The sequence below is a fragment of the Ruegeria sp. YKSD179 genome, assembly GCF_059612885.1.
The window spans coordinates 1-18,987 of the sequence record NZ_JBXWRL010000047.1 but is presented as its reverse complement, the minus strand read 5'-3'; the positions used below and the strand labels follow the sequence as shown (position 1 = coordinate 18,987).

The following is an 18,987-nucleotide window of genomic DNA, read 5'->3' as shown; positions in this document are numbered from 1 at the left end:
GTACAGTCGGGAGGTTCAGGCGCGAGCGGCCGAGGAATTGGCGGCGCTGCCGAATGGATCAGCCGTCGTCGAGATGTTGAGCGACTACGCCGTGATGCGGGAGCAGGCGCGCCTGTGTTCTCGTCCCTGATCAGAAGCGGACTCGCAGCTTCAAGGTCATGCGGCAGCGTAGCTGGTGAACACCTCGGTCGATCCGTCGCGCCGGATCAGGAACACATCGTAGGCTTCGCGTTCACTTTCCGGACCCATGCCGGGCGATCCGAAGGGCATGTCGGGCACTGCTAGGCCCACTGCGTCCGGACGCTCATCCAGCAGACGGCGAATGTCGGCAACAGGGACGTGGCCCTCGATTATGTAGCCATCGATCCGCCCAGTATGGCAGGAGACCATGTTCTGCGGGATGCCGTTGTCTATCTTGTAACGCCTCAGACGCGTACCGCTGCTCTCCTCGGTCGTGACATCAAAGCCGTCGTTCTCGAGTATCTCGATCCAGGCCGAGCAGCAGCCACAGTTTGGGTCCTTCATCACATGGATCGCCGGTCTGGTTTCAGCCATGGCGGGGACCCGCATGGTGACCGAAGCTGCAATCGCGCCGAGCATCAATTCGCGGCGAGAGATCCTGTATTCCACAGATATCACTCCTTCGTCGGGCCATTTCTGCCAGGTAACTCTCTGGAGAAACGAGCGTTTGCTTTCCTTACGCAGACAATCATACACAGCTTGTGCATTTCCTCAGATTTTCAAGTGATCACTTCTTCCTGAACAGGCCGAAATGGAACCGCTGCACGCCGCCCCTCGGCGTGTGGTGTTCGTGCGTCTGCGACCGGATCAAGCGGTAGTCTTGGCCGAGCAGTTTTGCCAGAAGCGTCGCGTCATAGCGGGCGACCGGCAGTCCGCTGCACCACTCCGGGCCATCTGGCGCGAAGGTACCGATGATGGCGTGAGCTCCGGGCTTGAGGGCCCGGTTCATAACCCGCAGATAGGCTTCCAGATCGGCGGTTTCGATCAGGAAGTGGAACGCAGCCCGGTCATGCCACACATCGAAGCTCCGCGAAGGTTGCCAATCGAGGACATCCGCCACAACCCATTCTACCGGGACGTCTTCAGTCAGCCGAGCGCGGGTATTTGCCAGGGCCGTCGCTGACAGGTCGAGCACGGTGATCCGGCGGAAGCCCTGTTCCAGCAGACAATCCACCAGCCGCGACGACCCGGCACCGACATCGACGATGGCGGCGTCGATGGTTGCCCCTGTCGCGGCGATCAAGTCGAGCGAGATCTGCGGGCGCTCCTCAAACCAGCTGGTCTCAGCATCGGCCTTGCTCTGGTAGACGTCTTCCCAGCGGTTCGATTTGTCGGTCATCGTTCCTCCCTCAGAGACCGATCCGCCGCAGTCGCAACGCGTTGGAGATGACCGAAACCGACGACAGGCTCATCGCCGCCGCCGCGATCATCGGCGACAGGAGAAGGCCGGTGACGGGGTAGAGCAGTCCTGCTGCGATGGGGACTCCAAGCGCGTTGTAAGCGAAGGCGAAGAACAGGTTTTGCTTGATGTTGCGCAAAGTGGCGCGTGCGAGCTTGCGCGCCCGGACGATGCCCATCAGGTCGCCGCCCAGCAGGGTGATGCCGGCACTTTCCATCGCCACATCCGCGCCCGTGCCCATGGCGATGCCGACATCCGCGGCGGCCAGCGCGGGCGCGTCGTTTACCCCGTCGCCCGCCATCGCGATCTTGTGGCCCTCTCGGCGCAACTTGTCGATCAGGTTCTTCTTGGCTTCGGGCAGCACGCCCGCGCGCACCTCGTCGATCCCGAGTTTGCCCGCCACCGCCTGCGCCGTGCGCTCGTTATCGCCGGTCGCCATAATGACCCGCAGACCCTGGGCATGAAGTTCGCGGATCGCCTGTGCGGTCGAGTCCTTGATCGGGTCGGCGACCGCCACGATGCCGACGAGCGCGCCATCGAGAGCGACGAACATCGCCGTCTTGCCCTCGGCGCGCAGGGTGTCGGCCTTCGCCTCGGCTGCGCTCGTGTCCAGACTCATCTCCCTCATCATTGCCGCATTGCCGAGCGCCACGGCACGGCCGCCGACCGTGCCGCGCACGCCCTTGCCGGTGACAGCATCGAAATCTGTGGCTTCCTCCCGCGGGGCCCCTTGTGCTTCTGCCCCCTCGACGATCGCCTCGGCTAATGGGTGTTCAGAACCGCGCTCCAGCGCCGCCGCCAGCGACAGCAGGGCGGCCTCGGGAACGTCCGCCAGCGCCACGGTGTCAGTCAGCTTCGGCTTGCCCAAGGTCAGAGTGCCGGTCTTGTCCACGATGAGCGTATCGAGGGCCGCCATGCGTTCCAGCGCCTCGGCGTCCTTGATCAGTACGCCCGCCTGTGCCCCGCGTCCTGCTGCCGTTGTGATCGAGATCGGCGTGGCCAGCCCAAGCGCGCACGGGCAGGCGATGATCAGGACGGACACCGCCGAAGCGATCGCGAAGACCAGCGCGGGCTCGGGGCCGACGGTCAGCCAGACGATGAAGGCGACGACGGCTATGGCGACCACGGTCGGCACGAATACCGCCGACACCCGGTCAGCCAGACCCTGGATCGGCGCGCGCGAGCGGCGCGCGTTCGACACCATGGCCACGATCTGCGCCAGCACGGTGTCCGACCCGACCTTGCCCGCCTCCATCACCAGAGAGCCGTTCTTGTTGATGGTCGCCCCGGTCACCGCATCGCCCGGGCCCTTTTCGACGGGCATCGACTCGCCGGTCAGCATGCTTTCGTCCAGCGACGAGCGGCCGTCGATCACGGTTCCGTCGACCGGGACCGCGTCGCCGGGGCGCACACGCAGCCGGTCGCCCTCCATGATGTTCTCCAGCGGGGCGTCATATTCGGTGCCGTCTGGCAGGATACGCCGTGCGGTCTTCGGCGCCAGATCCAAAAGCGCGCGGATCGCATCCCCTGTACGCTCGCGCGCCCGAAGTTCGAGAACCTGGCCCACGAAAACCAGCGTCACGATCACAACCGCCGCCTCGAAATACGTCCCCACGCCGTGCCCCATCCGATACTGTTCCGGAAAGAATCCCGGTAGGAAGGTGGCGACGATAGAATAAAGGTAGGCCGCCGCCACGCCGATGCTGATCAGCGTCCACATGTTCGGGCTTCGGTTCACGATCGAATCCCAGCCGCGCCGGAAAAATGGCAGCGCCGCCCAGAATATGATGGGTGTGGCCAGAAAAAACTCGAGATAGCTGGCCGTCTGATGCCCGATCCAGTCGCGCACCGGCAGCGCCACCAGTTCACCCATCGTCAGGATAATAAGCGGCACCGCGGCGGCAGCCGAGATCCACATCCGGCGTGTGAAGTCTGTCAGCTCCTCGCTGGGCTCGTCGGACGGCACCATCGGTTCCAGCGCCATGCCGCAGATCGGGCATGACCCCGGCGCATCCCGAACAATCTCGGGGTGCATCGGACAGGTGTACTGGACGTTGGCCGGTGCGGCCTTCTTTTGTCCGGCGGCCCTTCCCGAGGCATAGAACCACGGATCCGCCGTGAACTTCGTCTGGCATTTCTCCGAACAGAAATGGAAGGGCTCGCCCTGGAACTCGGCGTGACGTCCATCGGGCTTGACTGCAACCGTCATCCCGCAGACCGGGTCTTTCGCCGTCTCGGCCCCCGAGGGCACGTCGGGTGCCGCGTGGTGGTGATCGTGTTCCATGGTCTGTCAGCCTTTCGGTCTATTTTTCAGCTTGCCACCTCCAGCGGTTGGAAGGTCAAGCCCTTTCCAATTTTGGTCGGGAAGGCTCTCTTCATGCTTTCTCCGCATCGCCACCCAGAGCAGCGGTAGGCCCGTCACGAGCCCAAGTCCGAGCACCGCCCATGTCGCGCGCCCGAGGTCTCCGCTAACCGCCTCGCCGCCGAAATGCGCGAGCAGGAAGCTTGCCGGAATGATGCCGGCCAGCGTGGCGAGGGCGAACCGCCAGGCGTGCAGGCGGCTGAGCCCCGCAGCGTAGCTGATCATGTCGAAAGACACGAACGGCATCAGGCGGCTGGCGAAGACCGTCGCGGTCAACGCGGTCTGCGAGCCGAGCAGCCCGGCATCGACGCGGTCACCAAAGACCCGTCGCAGGAAATCATGCCCCAGCACCCGTGCGAGACCGAAGGCGATCAGTGCCCCGAGTTCTGCGCCGATCACGACCTGCACCGTTCCCCAGACATGCCCGTAGGCCGCACCGGCGGCCAGCGCGATGGGCGCGCTCGGGACCGGGCTCGCAACGACCGCGAGGGTCATGAGCGTGACGATCAGAACCGGCCCCCAGATCCCGGCGCGCGCCACCAGCATCTCCAGACGCTCGCCGTCCATCAGGCCGCGTGCCTGGTCGAAAGCAGAAGGCGCGAATAGCCAGGCACCGAGCACGGCGATCCCGAGGATCGCCATCACCACGAGGATGATTGCGCGCAACCCCACCTCAGATCGAGGCAACGGCCTTCGCGAGAAGGTCTCGGACCTGGCCCGCAACAGCCGTAAGTTCGCTGTTCTCGATCGCCTGCATCGACGCAACCGGGTCGATGGCGCTGACCTCGACGCCATCCTCGACCTCGCGCAGGATGACGTTGCACGGCAGCATCGCACCCACACGCGGCTCGATCCCGATGGCGTGATGCGCCATCTTCGGATTGCAGGCTCCGAGGATGCGATAGGCCGGCATCTCGACATCCAGCTTCTTCTTCATCGTCGCCTTGACGTCGATTTCGGTCAGAACGCCGAAACCCTGATCCGCCAGCGCCTTGCGCGCACGAGAGTCAAAGTCGTCGATACCTGCGCCGGAGATCACGCGATTGATCGTGTAGGTCATTGCGAAGTCCTTTTTCCTATTTCCGAAGATATTTGATCAGCGCCGCTATGGCCAAAACCACCAGCACAAGGATCAACAGGCCGAACAGCCAGCCAAACCCCATCCCGAAACCCATTCCGAAGCCCATGTCGTTCCAATTCATCTTCTCGTCCTCCTAGGTTGCACCCCTAAGGGTCGCCCAATAAACAGCCCTCACTACTGCATGCGCAGTATAACATAGGCTCGGTGTCTGGACGGCGGGGCGCCCTGTCCGGCTTGCGCCTATTGTCGAAGAAGTTTGATCGGTGCCTCTATGGCCACGACCACCAGTACGAGGATCAGCAGGGCGCAGAGCCAGCCAAGGCCCATACCGGTTCCCGTGTCGTTCCAATTCGTGTTCCCTTCCTTACGGGCAGTTGCTGCACGTTGCGCTGCGTCGTCGGCTGTTGCAGCAACATTGGGCAGAAAAGCATCTCAGAACTGATCGGCGTCGACATCGACGATGGATAGTAAGGGTACATGAACGAGGTCGCGCAGCGCATCGGCTGTGTGTTTTCGTCACCTCATTCGCAATGTGAGCCAAATCAGAAGCGAGATGCCGAGTATCGCCGAAAGCGCCGATCCGCCGAGAATACCCAACTTTGCCGCATTCAGGACGTAACTGTCGAATGCGAGGCCTGCGATGAACAATGACATCGTGAAACCGATCCCAGTCAGAAAAGAGCCAGCCAGAATGAAAGGCCACGACAAGCCCGGCGCGAGTGCCGCTAGGCCGGATCGTACGGCAATCCAGCCGAACACGAAGACGCCGATCGGTTTTCCCAACACCAGGCCGACAATGATCGCCAGCGAGACCGGTTGTACGAAATCGACACCCTCAACCTTGATGCCGGCATTTGCCAGTGCGAAGATCGGCATGATTGCAAAGCCGACCCAGGGGTGCAGCATCATCTCGAGCCGTTCGACTGGTGAGAGCGACTCAGTGACCGCTCTGCCGGCTTGACGCAGGTCGCGGTGGCTTGCGGCATCTCCATGTCGACGATCGCCGGCCGGAACGGCGAGTACCCGCCCAAGGATTGCACGCAGGCGGGCATCGCTCACCCATATGCGCGTTGGCGTCATCAAGCCCAGAATGACACCTGCAATGGTCGCGTGGACGCCAGAAGCGTCGAAGCATAACCAGACTGCCGCTCCCAGAAGGAAATAGACCGGTACGCTTCTGATCCCGAGTCGCGATACGCCTGCGACGATACAAATCCCCAGAAAGCCCAATCCGAGAGCCGACCAGTTCAACGCCTCACCGTAACCGAAGGCGACTACAAGGATTGCACCGACGTCGTCAAAGATGGCCAAAGACAGCAGGAACAAACGCAAGGTGGGCGGGATCCGGCTTCCGAAGAGCGCCAGGCACCCGATCACGAAGGCCGTATCGGTTGCCATCACGGTTCCCCAGCCATGTATGCCGGGCTGGCCGGACATCAGCACAAGATACAGAGAGACCGGCACGACCATGCCACCCAGGGCGCCTGCGAACGGCAGGGCGGCCTGTCGAGGGTTTCGCAATTCGCCCAGCACCAACTCGCGCTTGAGTTCCAGAGAAAGCACGAAGAAGAAAAGGGTCATCAGACCGTCGTTGATCCAGTGCCGCAGAGAGCGGGTGAAATCCAACGAGCCGAATGTGAGGCCGATGGGGGTCTCCCAGAAACGAAGAAAGCCTTCTTGCCACGGCGAGTTGGCGAGCCCCAAAGCCAGCAGAACAGCCAGGAGCAGGAGGCTACCAGCTGCCGCTTCGATCTTCAGGAAGCGTGCGAAGGGTTTCGTTATGCTGTCGGCGGCCTCATGGGGCAGGCCTTGATGAGTATCGATCACGGGAGAAGCATACCTTTTCGGGTAGTGAGAAGCTATGCCATCGCAACGCGGATGCGTTGACCACGAGAAGCAGTTGCCGGCGCCTCAGCCGCGTACCGGACGGCTCAGGCGGCAAGCGTCCGGGCCTCCGCGAATAAAAGAAATCTCCGGTGCTTCTCGTCTCATAGGTGCAGCCTTGCGCAGCGGAAGCTCCGCCAAAGTGTTATGCGCGTCGTCTCCCGCCGCCATCAGGCTCCGTATTCAGTGATAGCCAATCACTTGGCCCTCTACCTATTTCTTCTTGTGCTCGCCTAGATTGGTCAAGGTTTTGCCCTTCATGAAGTCGGCTGTTGCAACGACCTTTTCCTTCACCTTCTTAGGCTTTTTCGCTTCGCGGTTGCCGCGTTGCTTGTTGCCTTTGGTCATTTCCGTTTCTCCTATTGTGAATTATTGTGCTGACTAGATCGGCGTTCATGTCCATCGGGAATGTGATTTCTCGTCCCGAGGCTCCTGCGCACAGGCCCCGCCCATTCACATCATTCCGCCCATTCCACCCATTTCGTTACCGGCGCCGCCCTTTTCGGGCTTTTGCGCGACCATCGCCTCGGTCGTGATCAATAGCCCGGCAATAGACGCGGCGTTTTCCAGTGCGATCCGGACGACTTTCGTCGGATCGATGACGCCGGCCTTCAGCATGTCGCCGTATTCTTCGGCTTGCGCGTCGAAACCGAAGCTCCGGCTGTCGTTCTCGATGACCTTGCCAACGACAACCGATCCGTCGACCCCGGCATTTCCGGCAATCTGGCGTAGCGGTGCCTGGATTGCGCGCCGGACGATCTTAATGCCGGCATTCTGATCGCCGTTCTCGCCCTTCAGCGTCGCCAGCACCTTGCCGGCATGAACCAGGGCCACGCCGCCGCCGGGTACGACACCTTCCTGAATCGCAGCGCGGGTGGCGTTCAGCGCGTCGTCGACGCGGTCCTTGCGCTCCTTCACCTCGATCTCAGTTGCCCCGCCGACCCGGATCACGGCAATGCCGCCGGCAAGCTTGGCGAGCCGTTCCTGTAGTTTCTCCTTGTCGTAGTCCGAAGTGGTCTCCTCGATCTGCGCCCGGATCTGGTTGACGCGCGCCGCGATCGCGTCCTTGGCTCCGGCACCGTCGATGATCGTCGTGTCATCCTTGGTGATTGTGACCTTTCTGGCGGACCCGAGCATGTCCATGGTGACATTCTCCAGCTTGGTGCCCATTTCCACGGAAATCACCTGACCGCCCGTCAGCACGGCTATGTCTTCCATCATCGCCTTGCGGCGGTCTCCGAAGCCGGGTGCCTTGACGGCCGCCACCTTCAATCCGCCGCGCAGTTTGTTGACGACCAGCGTCGCCAGCGCCTCGCCCTCGATATCCTCGGCCACGATCAGCAGTTGCTTCTCGGCCTGAATCACTGCCTCCAGCAACGGCACCATGGATATGAGAGAGGTCAGCTTTTTTTCGTGAAGCAGGACGACGCAGTCATCCAACTCGACGACCATTTTCTGAGCGTTCGTGACGAAATAGGGGCTCAGATAGCCGCGGTCGAACTGCATGCCTTCGACCACTTCGGTCTCGGTCTCCAACCCTTTGTTTTCCTCGACGGTGACTACGCCTTCCTTGCCGACCTTGGCCATCGCGTCGGCAATCTGCCGACCGATCTCGACTTCTCCATTGGCTGAAATGGCCCCGACCTTGGCGATCTCGTCGCTGTCGCCGACCGGTCTGGACATGCTCTTGATCTCGGCCACGACCGCAGCGACGGCTTTGTCGATCCCGCGTTTGAGATCCATCGGGTTCATGCCGGCGGCGACGGCCTTCATACCCTCTTTGACGATGGCTTGCGCCAGAACGGTCGCGGTTGTGGTGCCGTCGCCAGCCTCGTCGTTCGTGCGCTGCGCGACCTCTTTCACCATCTGCGCTCCCATATTCTCGAAATGATCCGAAAGCTCGATCTCCTTGGCAACGGTCACACCGTCCTTGGTGATGCGCGGCGCACCCCAGGATTTATCGAGAATGACGTTTCGGCCCTTGGGGCCGAGGGTGATCTTGACGGCATTTGCCAGCGTGTTGATGCCTTTCAGCATTCGGTCGCGGGCGTCGTTACTGAATCGAACTTCCTTGGCGGACATGGTGTGAGTTCCTGAGATTGAGGTTGACGTGGAAGGTTTCGGACTCAGGCGATCACGCCGAGAATGTCGCTCTCCTTCATGATCAGAAGGTCTTCGCCATCGAGTTTGATCTCGGAGCCGGACCATTTTCCGAACAGGATCCGGTCGCCGGCTTTGACGTCCATCGGGTTACGCTCGCCGTCCTCGCGCCTTCCCCCCGCACCAACGGAGACAACTTCGCCTTCTTGAGGCTTCTCCTTGGCAGTATCGGGAATGATGAGGCCGCCCTTGGTCGTCTCGTCGCCTTCAATGCGGCGAACGAGGACCCGGTCGTGGAGGGGAGTGAATGACATCGACGTGCTCCTTGTCGAGGATTGTCGGGCGTAAGTACCTTGTTCGAATGCCCGGCTTGGATGCGTGCAAGGCGGCGACAACCTGATGGGGCTATTCTTCGAGATTGCGGATCAAGACCGCCGCGGTATTGCATCACGAGCGTCGAACCGAGTTTCCGCCAGCGATGATCGCGTTGATCAATTCGGCGACGGCCCGGTGGCTTTCTATTTCGAGTTCGGTGCCAACGGCATTCTCATGGGTCGCCGCGGCGTCGCGAAGAACCGCCACAATCTCGTGCTCCGGCAGCAACCCGAGATCGTTCATGGCAAGCAGGAGCGCTTCGCAGATTGACAGGGCGGCCCGACCTGCATGTTCGCTCGCGGTGGACATCCGGGTTTCCTTCCTTGATATCGTGAACCCTCGGGAATGTGAGGTTCAAATACATCCATACTTCTCGCAGGAATTGCTCTATGCTGGACTGATCCAGAGCAGTGTCCGAGCCGATTTCTGCTCTTGGGTCACGACACGCCGGGAGGCCACATGACATCAGTTGAACACAGCCCCCTGACCCGCAAGCTCTCGGCCTTTGTCGCTTTGTCAAAGGCGGAATTGGATGTGCTCGAGCGCCTGCACCAACGTCGCCGCTCCTTCGTTGCGGGGCGTGATATGGTGCATCAGGGCCAGTCGACTCAGGCCGCCTATATTCTATCCGCAGGTTGGGTCTGTTCCTACAAGCTCCAGCCTGGCGGGACACGCCAGATTGTCGATTTTCAGGTGCCCGGAGATTTCCTCGGCTTGCGCAGCTTGCTGTTGCGCACCTCGGATCACAGTTTCGAACCTATCGTGGAAATTGAGGCCGCTGAAGTGTTGAAGAGCGACCTTCTTAATGCGTTCGCGCAGACCCCTCGCTTGGCGACCGCCATACTCTGGGCGGCGTCAAGGGATGAGGCGATGGTGGTGGAACATCTCGTCGGGATCGGCAGACGCGATGCTGACGCCCGCATGGCGCACTTCCTGCTGGAACTGGGATCGCGGCTTGCGCTGGTAGGAATGGGGACTGAGGATGGGTATGATTGCCCGCTGACCCAGTATCACCTGGCAGATGCCTTGGGGCTTAGTGCGATTCACGTGAACCGCGTCCTGCGGCAGCTTCGCGAGAACGGACTGGTGACCTTTCGGGACGGCCGCGTGACGTTTCACGACTATGGTGGCCTGGTGGAACTTGCCGAGTTCGATCCGGCATATCTGGACCAGACCGGGCCGCTCCTGAAATGAATGGGCCGCCCTCGATTGCTCGGCAGGCGGCCCCGGTGATCACGTCAGACGCTGGTTGTCACGCAAGCGCATGCTTCGCGGCGTCGAGTTCCTTGTTGGTCTCGGCGTCGTTCTTCGCTGTGTGCGCTTTCTCGGCTGCCTGGTAGTGTCTCAGCGCCGCGTCCTTCTTCGGACCAGCGGGCGCCTTGTCCCACGCGGCCTTCACGGACGTCATTTTTTCGGCAGTCTTGTTCTGTTCGGGAGTCATTGGAATTGTCCTTTCCTGGACGTTCCGAGAATAAGAAGCGCGCCGACATGCCGACCCTTTGGGGATCGGCACGCCCACACGCTTCTCGGGTACTCGGAAAAATGCACCACCGAATGTTCGGCGGGCACGTCTCATCTAACCGTGCCAGGGCCTCGCCGCACTGACGCAGGTTAGTCCCGGCGCCCGCGGCAGGTCGATTGCCTCTGCGGTTCTTAAATCACCGCCGTTTGCTGGTGGGAAATCCTCAGCCAGGTGTCCTCATCGTTGAGGTACGTTGAGGCGCAAAGCGCTTTGTAGATCGGCACGTCGGTTTTTTCAGCCGAGACCCGGTAAGTGAGGATCGCGATGTCACCGCATCGCGTCACGCGCCGTTCGGCCATGACAACGGAGCGCCAGCCGGTCCTTTCACGAAGGTGGGTCCAGATCTGGTCGCCCTGGAGGATCCCGGGCGGATAGGGGAAGACCATGACGGCGTTGGTCGCTGTCGTCGCCCGCGCGTTGTCGGCGCCACTGGTCCAGAAGTGTTCCTCCATGTCCCAGAGAACGCCCTGTTCGTGTGGAGAAAGCGTCCCGGACTTGTGTGCCGCATGTGCCGGTCTCCTCTCGGTCGCGGTTGATACGGTCATTCGCCTGACCCCGACCCGCCAACCATGAACATCTGAAACAGAAGGAAGATAATCGCGAGCACCGCCCAGATCGCTCCGCTTGTCCCCGGGCGGTCGCCTGTCACCGTCGAGGCAGCGCGCTTCAGGCTACCTGACGCCCGGCCTGCGGGAAGCAGCTGGCTCAGGTCTCGTGCGATCCTGCCGTGATCGCTGGCGAGCGCGGGTACGTCCCGAAATCGGGCAAGCAGCGTTCCCAAGCGTGCCTGCGCGGCGTCGTGCCCCAGCATGACCAGTTCAGCGGTTTCGTTCCATGGATCGAGGCCAAGCCGCGCGAGCGTGGAGAGCACAGTCACGGCATAGCCGTTCCGGTCCTCGCCGACGGTAGCATGGAGAAACCGATCGAACTCGGGCGGGTGCGGGTTGAGAACATTGTTGTCGGCCATCGCCAATCCTTTCAAGGGTTGCAGGAACGCAGATCGCTCCTGTTTCCCAAAGGATACGCGCAGGTCGGTCTCGCCGCCCTTACACAGGTCAGTGTGGGCGACTGCCCAAAGGACGGGGTCGCAGCCGGTTCGGTGCCCGGGACTAACATGCGTCAGCACCAGTCGGACGATCCCGAGGTACAAGACACTCAATCGTTCGACTGGTCCGTCCCGCATTCCAAGGGGCCGTCAACAGTGGTGAGCGACGGATCTGCCAACATCGCGGAGACCAGAGAGGAACATGCGGTCGACCAGATCGACGGTGACGTTTTCAAACCCGTTCACCTTGCCGGGATACCCGGGCGATCTGCCTGCGGGAGACTATGATGTTCTCGTCGAAGAGGAGCTTCTCCAGGGGCTGAGCTTCGAGGCCTATAGACGGACGGCGACCTACCTGACGGTGCGCGGAAGGGGCGGTCATGCGGGACGTACAGAGTTACGGGCGATTTCCGACAGCGACCTGAAAGAGGCGCTGGGCCGGGATGCGGCCACAACCGAAACGAACAATCACAGCGAAGCGGCGCTTTCCCCGCAGGAGGATAGAACATGAATACTCCCGAATGGCTCAAACCCGGCATCTATGGTGCCGTGATCGGTGCTGTCTTTGTCGGTGTCGTCGGATTCACGTGGGGTGGCTGGGTGACCGGCGGAACAGCGAATGACAGGGCGATGGCGATGTCCCGAGACGATGTCGTTGCCTCCATGGTACCGGTCTGCCTCGACATGGCGCGGTCAGACCCGGCTCGGGCGGACAAGCTTGCAACGATCCGGGCAGCCTCAACCTACCAGAGGCGCGACGCTCTCATGACAGCCGGCTGGGCGACGATGCCAGGATCCGATGCCCCAGACCGAGACATTGCGCAAGCCTGCCTGAAGGAACTGGACCTCTGAGGGCATGCTGTTCAGAGCCGACGATGTGATGGCGCAAAACAGGTCGCACCGTCAAACGCGCGAGCCAGGCATCGCCCCGAGTGCCAAAACCGAGATAGGAGCTTACGATGCCTTCTGATAACAATAGACCGGAAGATCGCGGACCTTGGAAAAACAAGCAGACCCGCGTTCCCCCTGAGGTTGACGCAATTCTCAGGCGGGGTCGGGATCGGCTGCACGGCATCCTGCCGGACGGTCTGCCACCGGTGAAGCGTCTTGCAATCGGGGCCGCCATTGCGCTTGCGGCATTTGGGGCGTGGTCCTCATATTACACGGTGCCGAGCGACTCTGTTGCGATTGTCCAACGGTTCGGGAAGTACGCGGCCGAGGTCCCTCCGGGGCTGCACTTCAAGATCCCGTTCGGGATCGACGTGACCACGTTGGTCCCGGTCAAGCGCCAGTTGAAACAAGAGTTCGGGTTCACGACTCCGGGTGCCTCCGATCCCTATCAGAGCCCGACGGACGGTCGCCGCGAGACCGAGATGGTGACTGGCGATCTCAACGCCGCGCTCGTGGAGTGGGTGGTGCAGTACCGGATTTCCGAACCCCGGAAGTTCTTGTTTGAAGTGCGCGAGCCGAGCGCGACCCTGCGTTACGTCTCGGAGTCCGTCATGCGTGAAGTCGTGGGAGACCGCACAGTCGACGAGGTGATCACCGTCGGGCGTCAGGAAATCGAAAGCGAAGCCCTGCTGAAAATGCAGGCGCTCGCGACCAAATACGCGATGGGTATCAGCATCGATCAGGTACAGCTGAAGAACATCAATCCGCCCCAACCCGTTCAGGCCTCGTTCAACGAGGTCAATCAGGCCCAGCAAGAAAAAGAGCGGATCATCAACGAGGCCCGCCGCGAATACAACCGCGTCATACCTCTGGCCGAAGGCGAAAAGGACCAGCGGATCCGCGAAGCCGATGGCTATCGCTTGAGGAGGATCAATGAAGCCGAGGGCGATGCGGCACGCTTCACGGCGCTCCTGACGGAATACCGTCTGGCGCAGGAAGTTACCCGGCGCCGGATCTACATCGAAACCCTTCAGGATGTTCTGCCGGGAATTGGCTCCAAGATCATTGTCGACGGGTCCACGGCAAGCATCCTCCCGCTTTTGAACCTTGATCGACAGACAGGAGAGCAACCATGAAGACCCTTTCGCTTATTGCCTCGGGGATCGCGGTTGCCGGGGTCGTCGCTGCGTCATCCGCCGTCTACACGGTCGGCGAGGTCGAACAGGCCATCATCACCCAGTTCGGCAAGCCGGTCGGCGCGCCGATCACCGAGGCTGGTCTCAAGATAAAACTCCCCTTCGTTCAGGAGGTTAACCGGATCGACAGCCGGGTTCTGGAGTGGGACGGCTCGCCATCGGACATGCCCACCAAAGACAAGCTCTATATCTCCGTCGATCTCTTCGCGCGCTGGAAGATCATCGATCCTCTGCAGTACTTTCTGCGCCTGCGCGACGAGCGCAGCGCCCAGTCGCGCCTCGATGATATCCTCGGTAGCGAGACGCGGAACGCCGTCGCCAAGCACGAACTCATCGAGATTGTGCGCACGACCAGGGGCCGGACGCCGCTTCGGGACACGCTTCTGACTGATCAGGAGCTTGCGCAGGACATTGGCGCACTGGTTCCCATCACGAAGGGGCGGGCGCTGGTCGAGCAGCAGATCTTCGAGGCGGCGGCGGAGAAGGTGCGCGTCTTCGGGATTGAGCTTCTCGACATTCGTTTCAAGCGCATAAACTACAATGAGAGCGTGCGACCCAAGATCTATGACCGCATGATCTCGGAGCGCCGGCAGATCGCCGAAAGATTCCTGTCCGAAGGCAACGGTGAAGCGGCTCGTATTCAAGGCAACAGGGTGCGGGATCTGAACAAGATCCAGTCCGAAGCCTATCGCGCCGTCGAGGAAATCCGCGGTGCCGCCGATGCCGCAGCAGCAGCAATCTATGCGGGCGCCTACAATGTCGATGCTGTTTCGGTCGAGTTCTACGATTTCACCCGAACCATGCAGGCCTACGGCGACATGATCTCCGACGACACAACGCTTGTCCTGACGACGGACAGCGATCTGTTCCAGTTCCTGCGCGGCATGCAGGGCGAGGCAGACCCACTCCGCGATCCGGGCAGCGTCCCAGGCGACGGTGGCGTGGCGTCAATCGGCAGGCCCCGACCAGCGCAAGACCCCGCGACGCCGATCGTGACACAGACGGAGGTCGAAGCAGGCCGATAGGTTCATGGTGGAAGGTTTCAAGCATGAATTGAGGGTATCAATCGGGAAGCACGTCAATGACATCTGGACCACCGAGGTTGGTTTCTTTCCGCTTCTGAGCAAGACACACCCACTAAATTTCCGTGCCCCTAACCTGCGTCAGCGCACGATTTGCGCTTGGCTGGTAGGTGGATGGCAAGAGCTGGATCGCGACGAGGCGGTAGCCTGCCTGGCCACACTCGTACGCACGACATCCAGCGTCCCATAGTGCAGCGTGAAGGACGATAAGCCATGACATCAGTGAAACATCTAACCAGGACGGCAGCAGAGACCACCGACCTCGAACGGCGTGTGCTGGCCCATGAACGGATCCTGCAAGCTCTAATCGCCTACATGGCCCGTACCGAGCCCCGTTTCGTCGACCATCTGCGAGAACGGTTCGTGGAACCGATGCGCATGGTGCCGCACGAACACGATTACCGCGAAACCAACGACTACGCGGAAGAATTCATTCGCGCCGTGATGCTTCTCGGAGAGGAGCGCGCGCCCAACGCGAAGGAGCCGGAGATGAACGACAAGCAACCCGAGCAACCGAAAAGCAGAGGAGAAAAGGGGGCTTTCATGGACCGGCCAGCACAGCGCGGTGGAGTTCAGGTACGCGAAAGAAACGGCATCTGGGAGGTGCGGGTCGATGGCAAGTTCCGCGGCGACTACCACCAGAAGGAACATGCTCTTGCCGCTGCGGCCCTGCACAAATTTTCGCCCCGATGACCGGTAGCACCCACCCGACACTCCCGGAAGAATTCGCAATCCAGGTGGCCGAGAACGAAGGAATGCCATCGCGATCGAATTCGAGGGGCTCCCCGCCGCCGCCCGCGCCCACGCGACGGCTGACTGGAACGCTCACGCTTGGGCTATCGAAGACTCGCGCGGCAACCGGCGGACTCCGGTCCGCCAAGGAGCAAGCGGCGATGAGACACCCGCTGGCAAGGTTGATCTCGAGGCTGGCCATCGTGGCTGGAGTGATAGCGTCCCTGGCCTTCCCCGTCCTTGCGCAGGCTGGCACCGGCCCAATGCCTCGGACGCTCATCCTTGCAAGATGATCATGACATGACCAGGCGCGGCCGTTTGTCCGGCATGCGGGTCAGCATCGGCTGCCGTCTGCGCTACAGCTTCCCGCAGCCGACGCCACTGATTGCGATGCTGAACGTCCACTACTCGCGCTTTGGCGATCTGGAACGTGCCGATTACCTCGTGACGTCGCCAAGCGTGCCGCTCGAAAGCTACCGGGATGGCTTCGGCAACTGGTGTACACGCGTCCTGGCTCCGGCGGGCGACTTCTGCCTGTCGACGGATGGCATCTTTCGCGACACGGGCCAGCCTGATCCCTCCATGCCCGGCGCGCGGCAGCACGCGGTTCAGGATCTTCCTTTCGAGACGCTCGTGTTTCTGCAGGGCAGCCGGTATTGCGACACCGACCTCCTATCGGAGGAGGCGTGGCGCCTGTTCGAGACCACGGACCCCGGATGGTCACGTGTCCAGGCGATCTGCGATTTCGTGCATGGACATGTCCGCTTCGACTATATGCAGGCGAAGGCGACGCGCACCGCGTCGCAGACCCTAGCCGAGAGGCAGGGCGTCTGCCGCGACTTTGCCCATCTCGCCATCGCCCTGTGCCGATGCATGAACATTCCGGCCCGTTACTGCACCGGATACCTGAGCGACATTGGCGAGCCTCTCCCTTATCCACCCGGGGATTTCGCCGCGTGGATGGAGGTGTTTCTCGCTGGTGAATGGCACATGTTCGACCCGCGGAACAACAAGCCGAGGTTTGCGAGAATCCTGATCGCGCGGGGCCGCGATGCTGCCGATGTCCCTCTGACCCAGACATTCGGCCAGAACACGTTGATGGAATTCAAGGTCTGGACGGATGAATTGGCCTGACTGACCTCGGCTTCTTTTTCGATGCACCATCGCAATTCGGGTCGCCAGCCCCCATATTTACAGTACCGATGCGAAGTATCCCGGTCCGACATGGACGAGGAGTTGGCTTCGGAAAATCAAAGGATCGATGAAATGTCCTTCAAGGACCTGACCGCCAGAGCTGCGGCTGCGTTAAAGCCCAAGCCTGCGAAAACAGCAACGACCCCTGCCAAGGAGACCGAGCCCAAGGCCGCTGGCAAGGAACCACCCGCGAAGTCCAAGACATCTTGAGACCTACACAGGTTACGCGCCTCATTCCTGTAAGGGCGCGGACCATTCACAGCAACAAGGGAAAGGAACGCGCCAATGGAAGATCTGACGAGTAAGTCCGTTGCGGTTTTTTCCCGGCCCTTCACCGTTCCGGGCTTTGACGAGACGCTCCCGGCGGGAGAGTACGAGATCGAAACGGAGGTGGCTTCACCCCCTGATCAACGGGATCGCGCAGCCTGGAAAGCCTCCGTCCTTGTGAAGCTTCATCCCCGGATATCTCATCCGGGACTTGCACGGACTCTGACTGTTTCCCTTGCCGACCTCGACCAAGCACGCGCCAGGGACAAGCTGACCGGCAGGGAGTTGTCCGACTTTTTCCTTGAAGAAATGCTGGCTGATCCGATGGTGCAGCTCGTGATGAAGGCCGACGGGGTCTCCGAGGCGCACCTGCGACATCTCTATTCCCGGTCTGGGACGTCCGATCCGACCCTGGCTGCGCCGCCTTCGAAGACGCCCGCCCGAGGAGCGCGGGACGAAGAGTCGATCCGGACCGCCGAAAACGAAGGCATGCCTACGCGACCGGACTCGCCGCCGCCCTTGCGCACCCGTCTGGCTGAGGGGAAAACGTGATGGCGGACGAGGCCATCGCCGAGGGTGACGTACCGGACATCGCGACCCCAAGGGCCGTGGGAGATGTTCCGCAAGAACGCCGATGCCTGCGATGCGAAACCTCGTTCTGGAGCGAAGGCTTCGGAGAACGGATTTGCCGACGCTGCAAGGGGTTGAATGCCTGGCGGAACGCCGCGCCCGTCAGCGCGGGCGCATCTCGCCGCCGCTGATCCCCGCAGCCGCGCACCGTCTTCCTCAATCCTAACTGGAACATCATTTTGGCCTGCCTCGAGATCGTTCACACCACGACCTACAGATACCGTCAAAAGGTCCCCCTTGGGCCCCATCGGTTGATGATACGTCCACGAGAAACGAGGGAACTGCGACTAATTGCGCATGCCCTCTCCATTTCTCCGACGGCGACGGTAACCTGGGCGCATGACGTGGCCGGCAACGCTGTCACCACCGCCATCTTTGACAGCCTGACAGATCATCTGGTGATCGAGAGCCGTGCCACAGTGGATCTCACCGCGCCTGCATGGCCGGTCTTTGCCATCGCCGCCTCGGCCGCGCAGTACCCCTTTGACTACGCCGCCGACGAATGGACCGATTTGGGCGCGTTGACGGTTCCGCAATACCCCGACCCGGACGGTCGGCTTTCTCGATGGGTCGAGGGCTTCGTCATGGCGCGCCCGACCGATACGCTGTCTTTGCTGAAGGACATCAGCAATGGTGTGTTCACCCAGATTTCCTACCAGAGCCGCGACACTGAAGGCACCCAGGCACCGATCGAGACGCTCGACCGGCGGTGGGGCTCGTGCCGTGATCTTGCGGTCCTGCTCGCCGAAGCCGCGCGCACACTTGGACTCGGTTCCCGCATAGTGTCCGGCTATCTGTCCGATGCGGAAGGAAGCCTCCTTGGAATTGCGGGTTCCGGGTCCACCCATGCCTGGGTCGAGATTTTTGTACCCGGTGCCGGATGGATTGCCTTCGATCCCACGAACCGGAGCTTCGGGTCCCGGAACCTGATACCACTCGCCGTGGCCCGAAACATCGCACAGGTCACCCCGGTGGCAGGCAACTTTGTCGGAACGAACGTCGATTTGCTCTCGATGGAGGTGCTCGTAAGAGTGGAGAGTGCTTCGGCACAAGACAACTTGCTTCTGGCCCCAAGAGGCGGGGCGGACATCGCGCTTGTCTGATGGCATTTCGGTGGGACTGGCTTGCGTCTGCTGGTTTAAACTTATCAATAACAATACTTTAACGGCCGGAGAAGGTTCGACGCCAGTCCTGTTCCCTCCGCCA

25 protein-coding genes are annotated in these 18,987 nt (G+C 61.5%); 11 read left to right on the top strand and 14 right to left on the bottom strand.

The window, feature by feature from the left end; genetic code table 11:
• Positions 1 to 156: 156 nt before the first annotated feature.
• From AC2FNE_RS18910 to AC2FNE_RS18860, 11 genes are all read right to left on the bottom strand, one after another.
• Positions 157 to 600 (bottom strand): DUF411 domain-containing protein, encoded by a 444-nt coding sequence (locus tag AC2FNE_RS18910; protein WP_137703278.1) that lies wholly within the window; start codon positions 598 to 600, stop codon positions 157 to 159.
• Between the two features lie 148 nt (positions 601 to 748).
• Entirely contained in the window at positions 749 to 1,360 is a 612-nt protein-coding gene (locus AC2FNE_RS18905; protein WP_496806046.1) for a class I SAM-dependent methyltransferase, read from the bottom strand.
• Positions 1,361 to 1,370: 10 nt separating this feature from the next.
• Positions 1,371 to 3,704 (bottom strand): heavy metal translocating P-type ATPase, encoded by a 2,334-nt coding sequence (locus AC2FNE_RS18900; protein WP_496806045.1) that lies wholly within the window; start codon positions 3,702 to 3,704, stop codon positions 1,371 to 1,373.
• Between the two features lie 6 nt (positions 3,705 to 3,710).
• Positions 3,711 to 4,454 (bottom strand): TVP38/TMEM64 family protein, encoded by a 744-nt coding sequence (locus tag AC2FNE_RS18895; RefSeq protein WP_157709098.1) that lies wholly within the window; start codon positions 4,452 to 4,454, stop codon positions 3,711 to 3,713.
• A gap of 1 nt (position 4,455) precedes the next feature.
• Positions 4,456 to 4,842, bottom strand: a complete 387-nt coding sequence (locus AC2FNE_RS18890) for a DUF302 domain-containing protein (RefSeq protein WP_496806044.1) — start codon at positions 4,840 to 4,842, stop codon at positions 4,456 to 4,458.
• A 16-nt stretch (positions 4,843 to 4,858) separates the two neighbouring features.
• A complete protein-coding gene (locus AC2FNE_RS18885) occupies positions 4,859 to 4,984 on the bottom strand; it encodes a hypothetical protein (protein WP_268888901.1) in 126 nt (41 codons plus the stop codon).
• A 395-nt stretch (positions 4,985 to 5,379) separates the two neighbouring features.
• Positions 5,380 to 6,690: a Na+/H+ antiporter NhaA gene (gene nhaA / locus AC2FNE_RS18880; RefSeq protein WP_496806043.1), complete on the bottom strand. Its 1,311-nt coding sequence runs from the start codon at positions 6,688 to 6,690 to the stop codon at positions 5,380 to 5,382.
• Between the two features lie 270 nt (positions 6,691 to 6,960).
• Positions 6,961 to 7,095 (bottom strand): hypothetical protein, encoded by a 135-nt coding sequence (locus AC2FNE_RS18875; RefSeq protein WP_268888900.1) that lies wholly within the window; start codon positions 7,093 to 7,095, stop codon positions 6,961 to 6,963.
• A gap of 105 nt (positions 7,096 to 7,200) precedes the next feature.
• Entirely contained in the window at positions 7,201 to 8,829 is a 1,629-nt protein-coding gene (gene groL, locus AC2FNE_RS18870; RefSeq protein WP_496806042.1) for a chaperonin GroEL, read from the bottom strand.
• A 44-nt stretch (positions 8,830 to 8,873) separates the two neighbouring features.
• Positions 8,874 to 9,161 (bottom strand): co-chaperone GroES, encoded by a 288-nt coding sequence (locus AC2FNE_RS18865; protein WP_496806041.1) that lies wholly within the window; start codon positions 9,159 to 9,161, stop codon positions 8,874 to 8,876.
• Positions 9,162 to 9,294: 133 nt separating this feature from the next.
• On the bottom strand, positions 9,295 to 9,531 hold the full coding sequence (locus tag AC2FNE_RS18860; protein ID WP_496806040.1) for a hypothetical protein: 237 nt from the start codon (positions 9,529 to 9,531) through the stop codon (positions 9,295 to 9,297).
• A gap of 150 nt (positions 9,532 to 9,681) precedes the next feature.
• On the opposite strand from AC2FNE_RS18860, the gene AC2FNE_RS18855 reads away from it, so the two are divergent.
• Positions 9,682 to 10,416, top strand: a complete 735-nt coding sequence (locus AC2FNE_RS18855; RefSeq protein ID WP_496806039.1) for a Crp/Fnr family transcriptional regulator — start codon at positions 9,682 to 9,684, stop codon at positions 10,414 to 10,416.
• 58 nt (positions 10,417 to 10,474) lie between these two features.
• On the opposite strand, the gene AC2FNE_RS18850 is transcribed toward AC2FNE_RS18855, so the two are convergent.
• From AC2FNE_RS18850 to AC2FNE_RS18840, 3 genes are all read right to left on the bottom strand, one after another.
• A complete protein-coding gene (locus AC2FNE_RS18850; RefSeq protein WP_496806038.1) occupies positions 10,475 to 10,663 on the bottom strand; it encodes a hypothetical protein in 189 nt (62 codons plus the stop codon).
• A 212-nt stretch (positions 10,664 to 10,875) separates the two neighbouring features.
• Positions 10,876 to 11,289, bottom strand: coding sequence for a hypothetical protein (locus AC2FNE_RS18845; protein ID WP_496806037.1), 414 nt, complete (start codon positions 11,287 to 11,289; stop codon positions 10,876 to 10,878).
• Positions 11,286 to 11,927: a hypothetical protein gene (locus AC2FNE_RS18840; RefSeq protein ID WP_496806036.1), complete on the bottom strand. Its 642-nt coding sequence runs from the start codon at positions 11,925 to 11,927 to the stop codon at positions 11,286 to 11,288. Before AC2FNE_RS18840 ends, AC2FNE_RS18845 begins: the two co-directional genes overlap by 4 nt.
• 64 nt (positions 11,928 to 11,991) lie before the next feature.
• Between AC2FNE_RS18840 and AC2FNE_RS18835 the strand changes: the two genes are divergently transcribed.
• The 10 genes from AC2FNE_RS18835 to AC2FNE_RS18790 all read left to right on the top strand — a co-directional run bounded on the left by AC2FNE_RS18835 (position 11,992) and on the right by AC2FNE_RS18790 (position 18,884).
• Entirely contained in the window at positions 11,992 to 12,300 is a 309-nt protein-coding gene (locus AC2FNE_RS18835) for a hypothetical protein (protein WP_496806035.1), read from the top strand.
• A complete protein-coding gene (locus AC2FNE_RS18830; protein WP_496806034.1) occupies positions 12,297 to 12,641 on the top strand; it encodes a hypothetical protein in 345 nt (114 codons plus the stop codon). Before AC2FNE_RS18835 ends, AC2FNE_RS18830 begins: the two co-directional genes overlap by 4 nt.
• A 107-nt stretch (positions 12,642 to 12,748) precedes the next feature.
• On the top strand, positions 12,749 to 13,816 hold the full coding sequence (gene hflK / locus AC2FNE_RS18825) for an FtsH protease activity modulator HflK (protein ID WP_496806033.1): 1,068 nt from the start codon (positions 12,749 to 12,751) through the stop codon (positions 13,814 to 13,816).
• The gene (gene hflC / locus AC2FNE_RS18820; protein WP_496806032.1) at positions 13,813 to 14,901 is read left to right on the top strand and encodes a protease modulator HflC; all 1,089 of its coding nucleotides are present in this window, start codon (positions 13,813 to 13,815) and stop codon (positions 14,899 to 14,901) included. Before hflK ends, hflC begins: the two co-directional genes overlap by 4 nt.
• 4 nt (positions 14,902 to 14,905) lie before the next feature.
• Complete coding sequence (locus AC2FNE_RS18815) at positions 14,906 to 15,148, top strand: hypothetical protein (protein ID WP_496806031.1); 243 nt, start codon at positions 14,906 to 14,908, stop codon at positions 15,146 to 15,148.
• 23 nt (positions 15,149 to 15,171) lie between these two features.
• Positions 15,172 to 15,651, top strand: a complete 480-nt coding sequence (locus AC2FNE_RS18810) for a hypothetical protein (RefSeq protein WP_496806030.1) — start codon at positions 15,172 to 15,174, stop codon at positions 15,649 to 15,651.
• Between the two features lie 366 nt (positions 15,652 to 16,017).
• A complete protein-coding gene (locus AC2FNE_RS18805) occupies positions 16,018 to 16,824 on the top strand; it encodes a transglutaminase-like domain-containing protein (RefSeq protein WP_496806055.1) in 807 nt (268 codons plus the stop codon).
• A 132-nt stretch (positions 16,825 to 16,956) separates the two neighbouring features.
• Complete coding sequence (locus AC2FNE_RS18800) at positions 16,957 to 17,094, top strand: hypothetical protein (protein ID WP_496806029.1); 138 nt, start codon at positions 16,957 to 16,959, stop codon at positions 17,092 to 17,094.
• A gap of 75 nt (positions 17,095 to 17,169) precedes the next feature.
• Positions 17,170 to 17,703 carry a hypothetical protein gene (locus tag AC2FNE_RS18795; RefSeq protein WP_496806028.1) on the top strand — a complete coding sequence of 178 codons (534 nt, stop codon included), beginning with the start codon at positions 17,170 to 17,172 and terminating at the stop codon, positions 17,701 to 17,703.
• Positions 17,704 to 17,960: 257 nt separating this feature from the next.
• The gene (locus AC2FNE_RS18790) at positions 17,961 to 18,884 is read left to right on the top strand and encodes a transglutaminase family protein (protein WP_496806027.1); all 924 of its coding nucleotides are present in this window, start codon (positions 17,961 to 17,963) and stop codon (positions 18,882 to 18,884) included.
• Positions 18,885 to 18,987 lie beyond the last annotated feature (103 nt).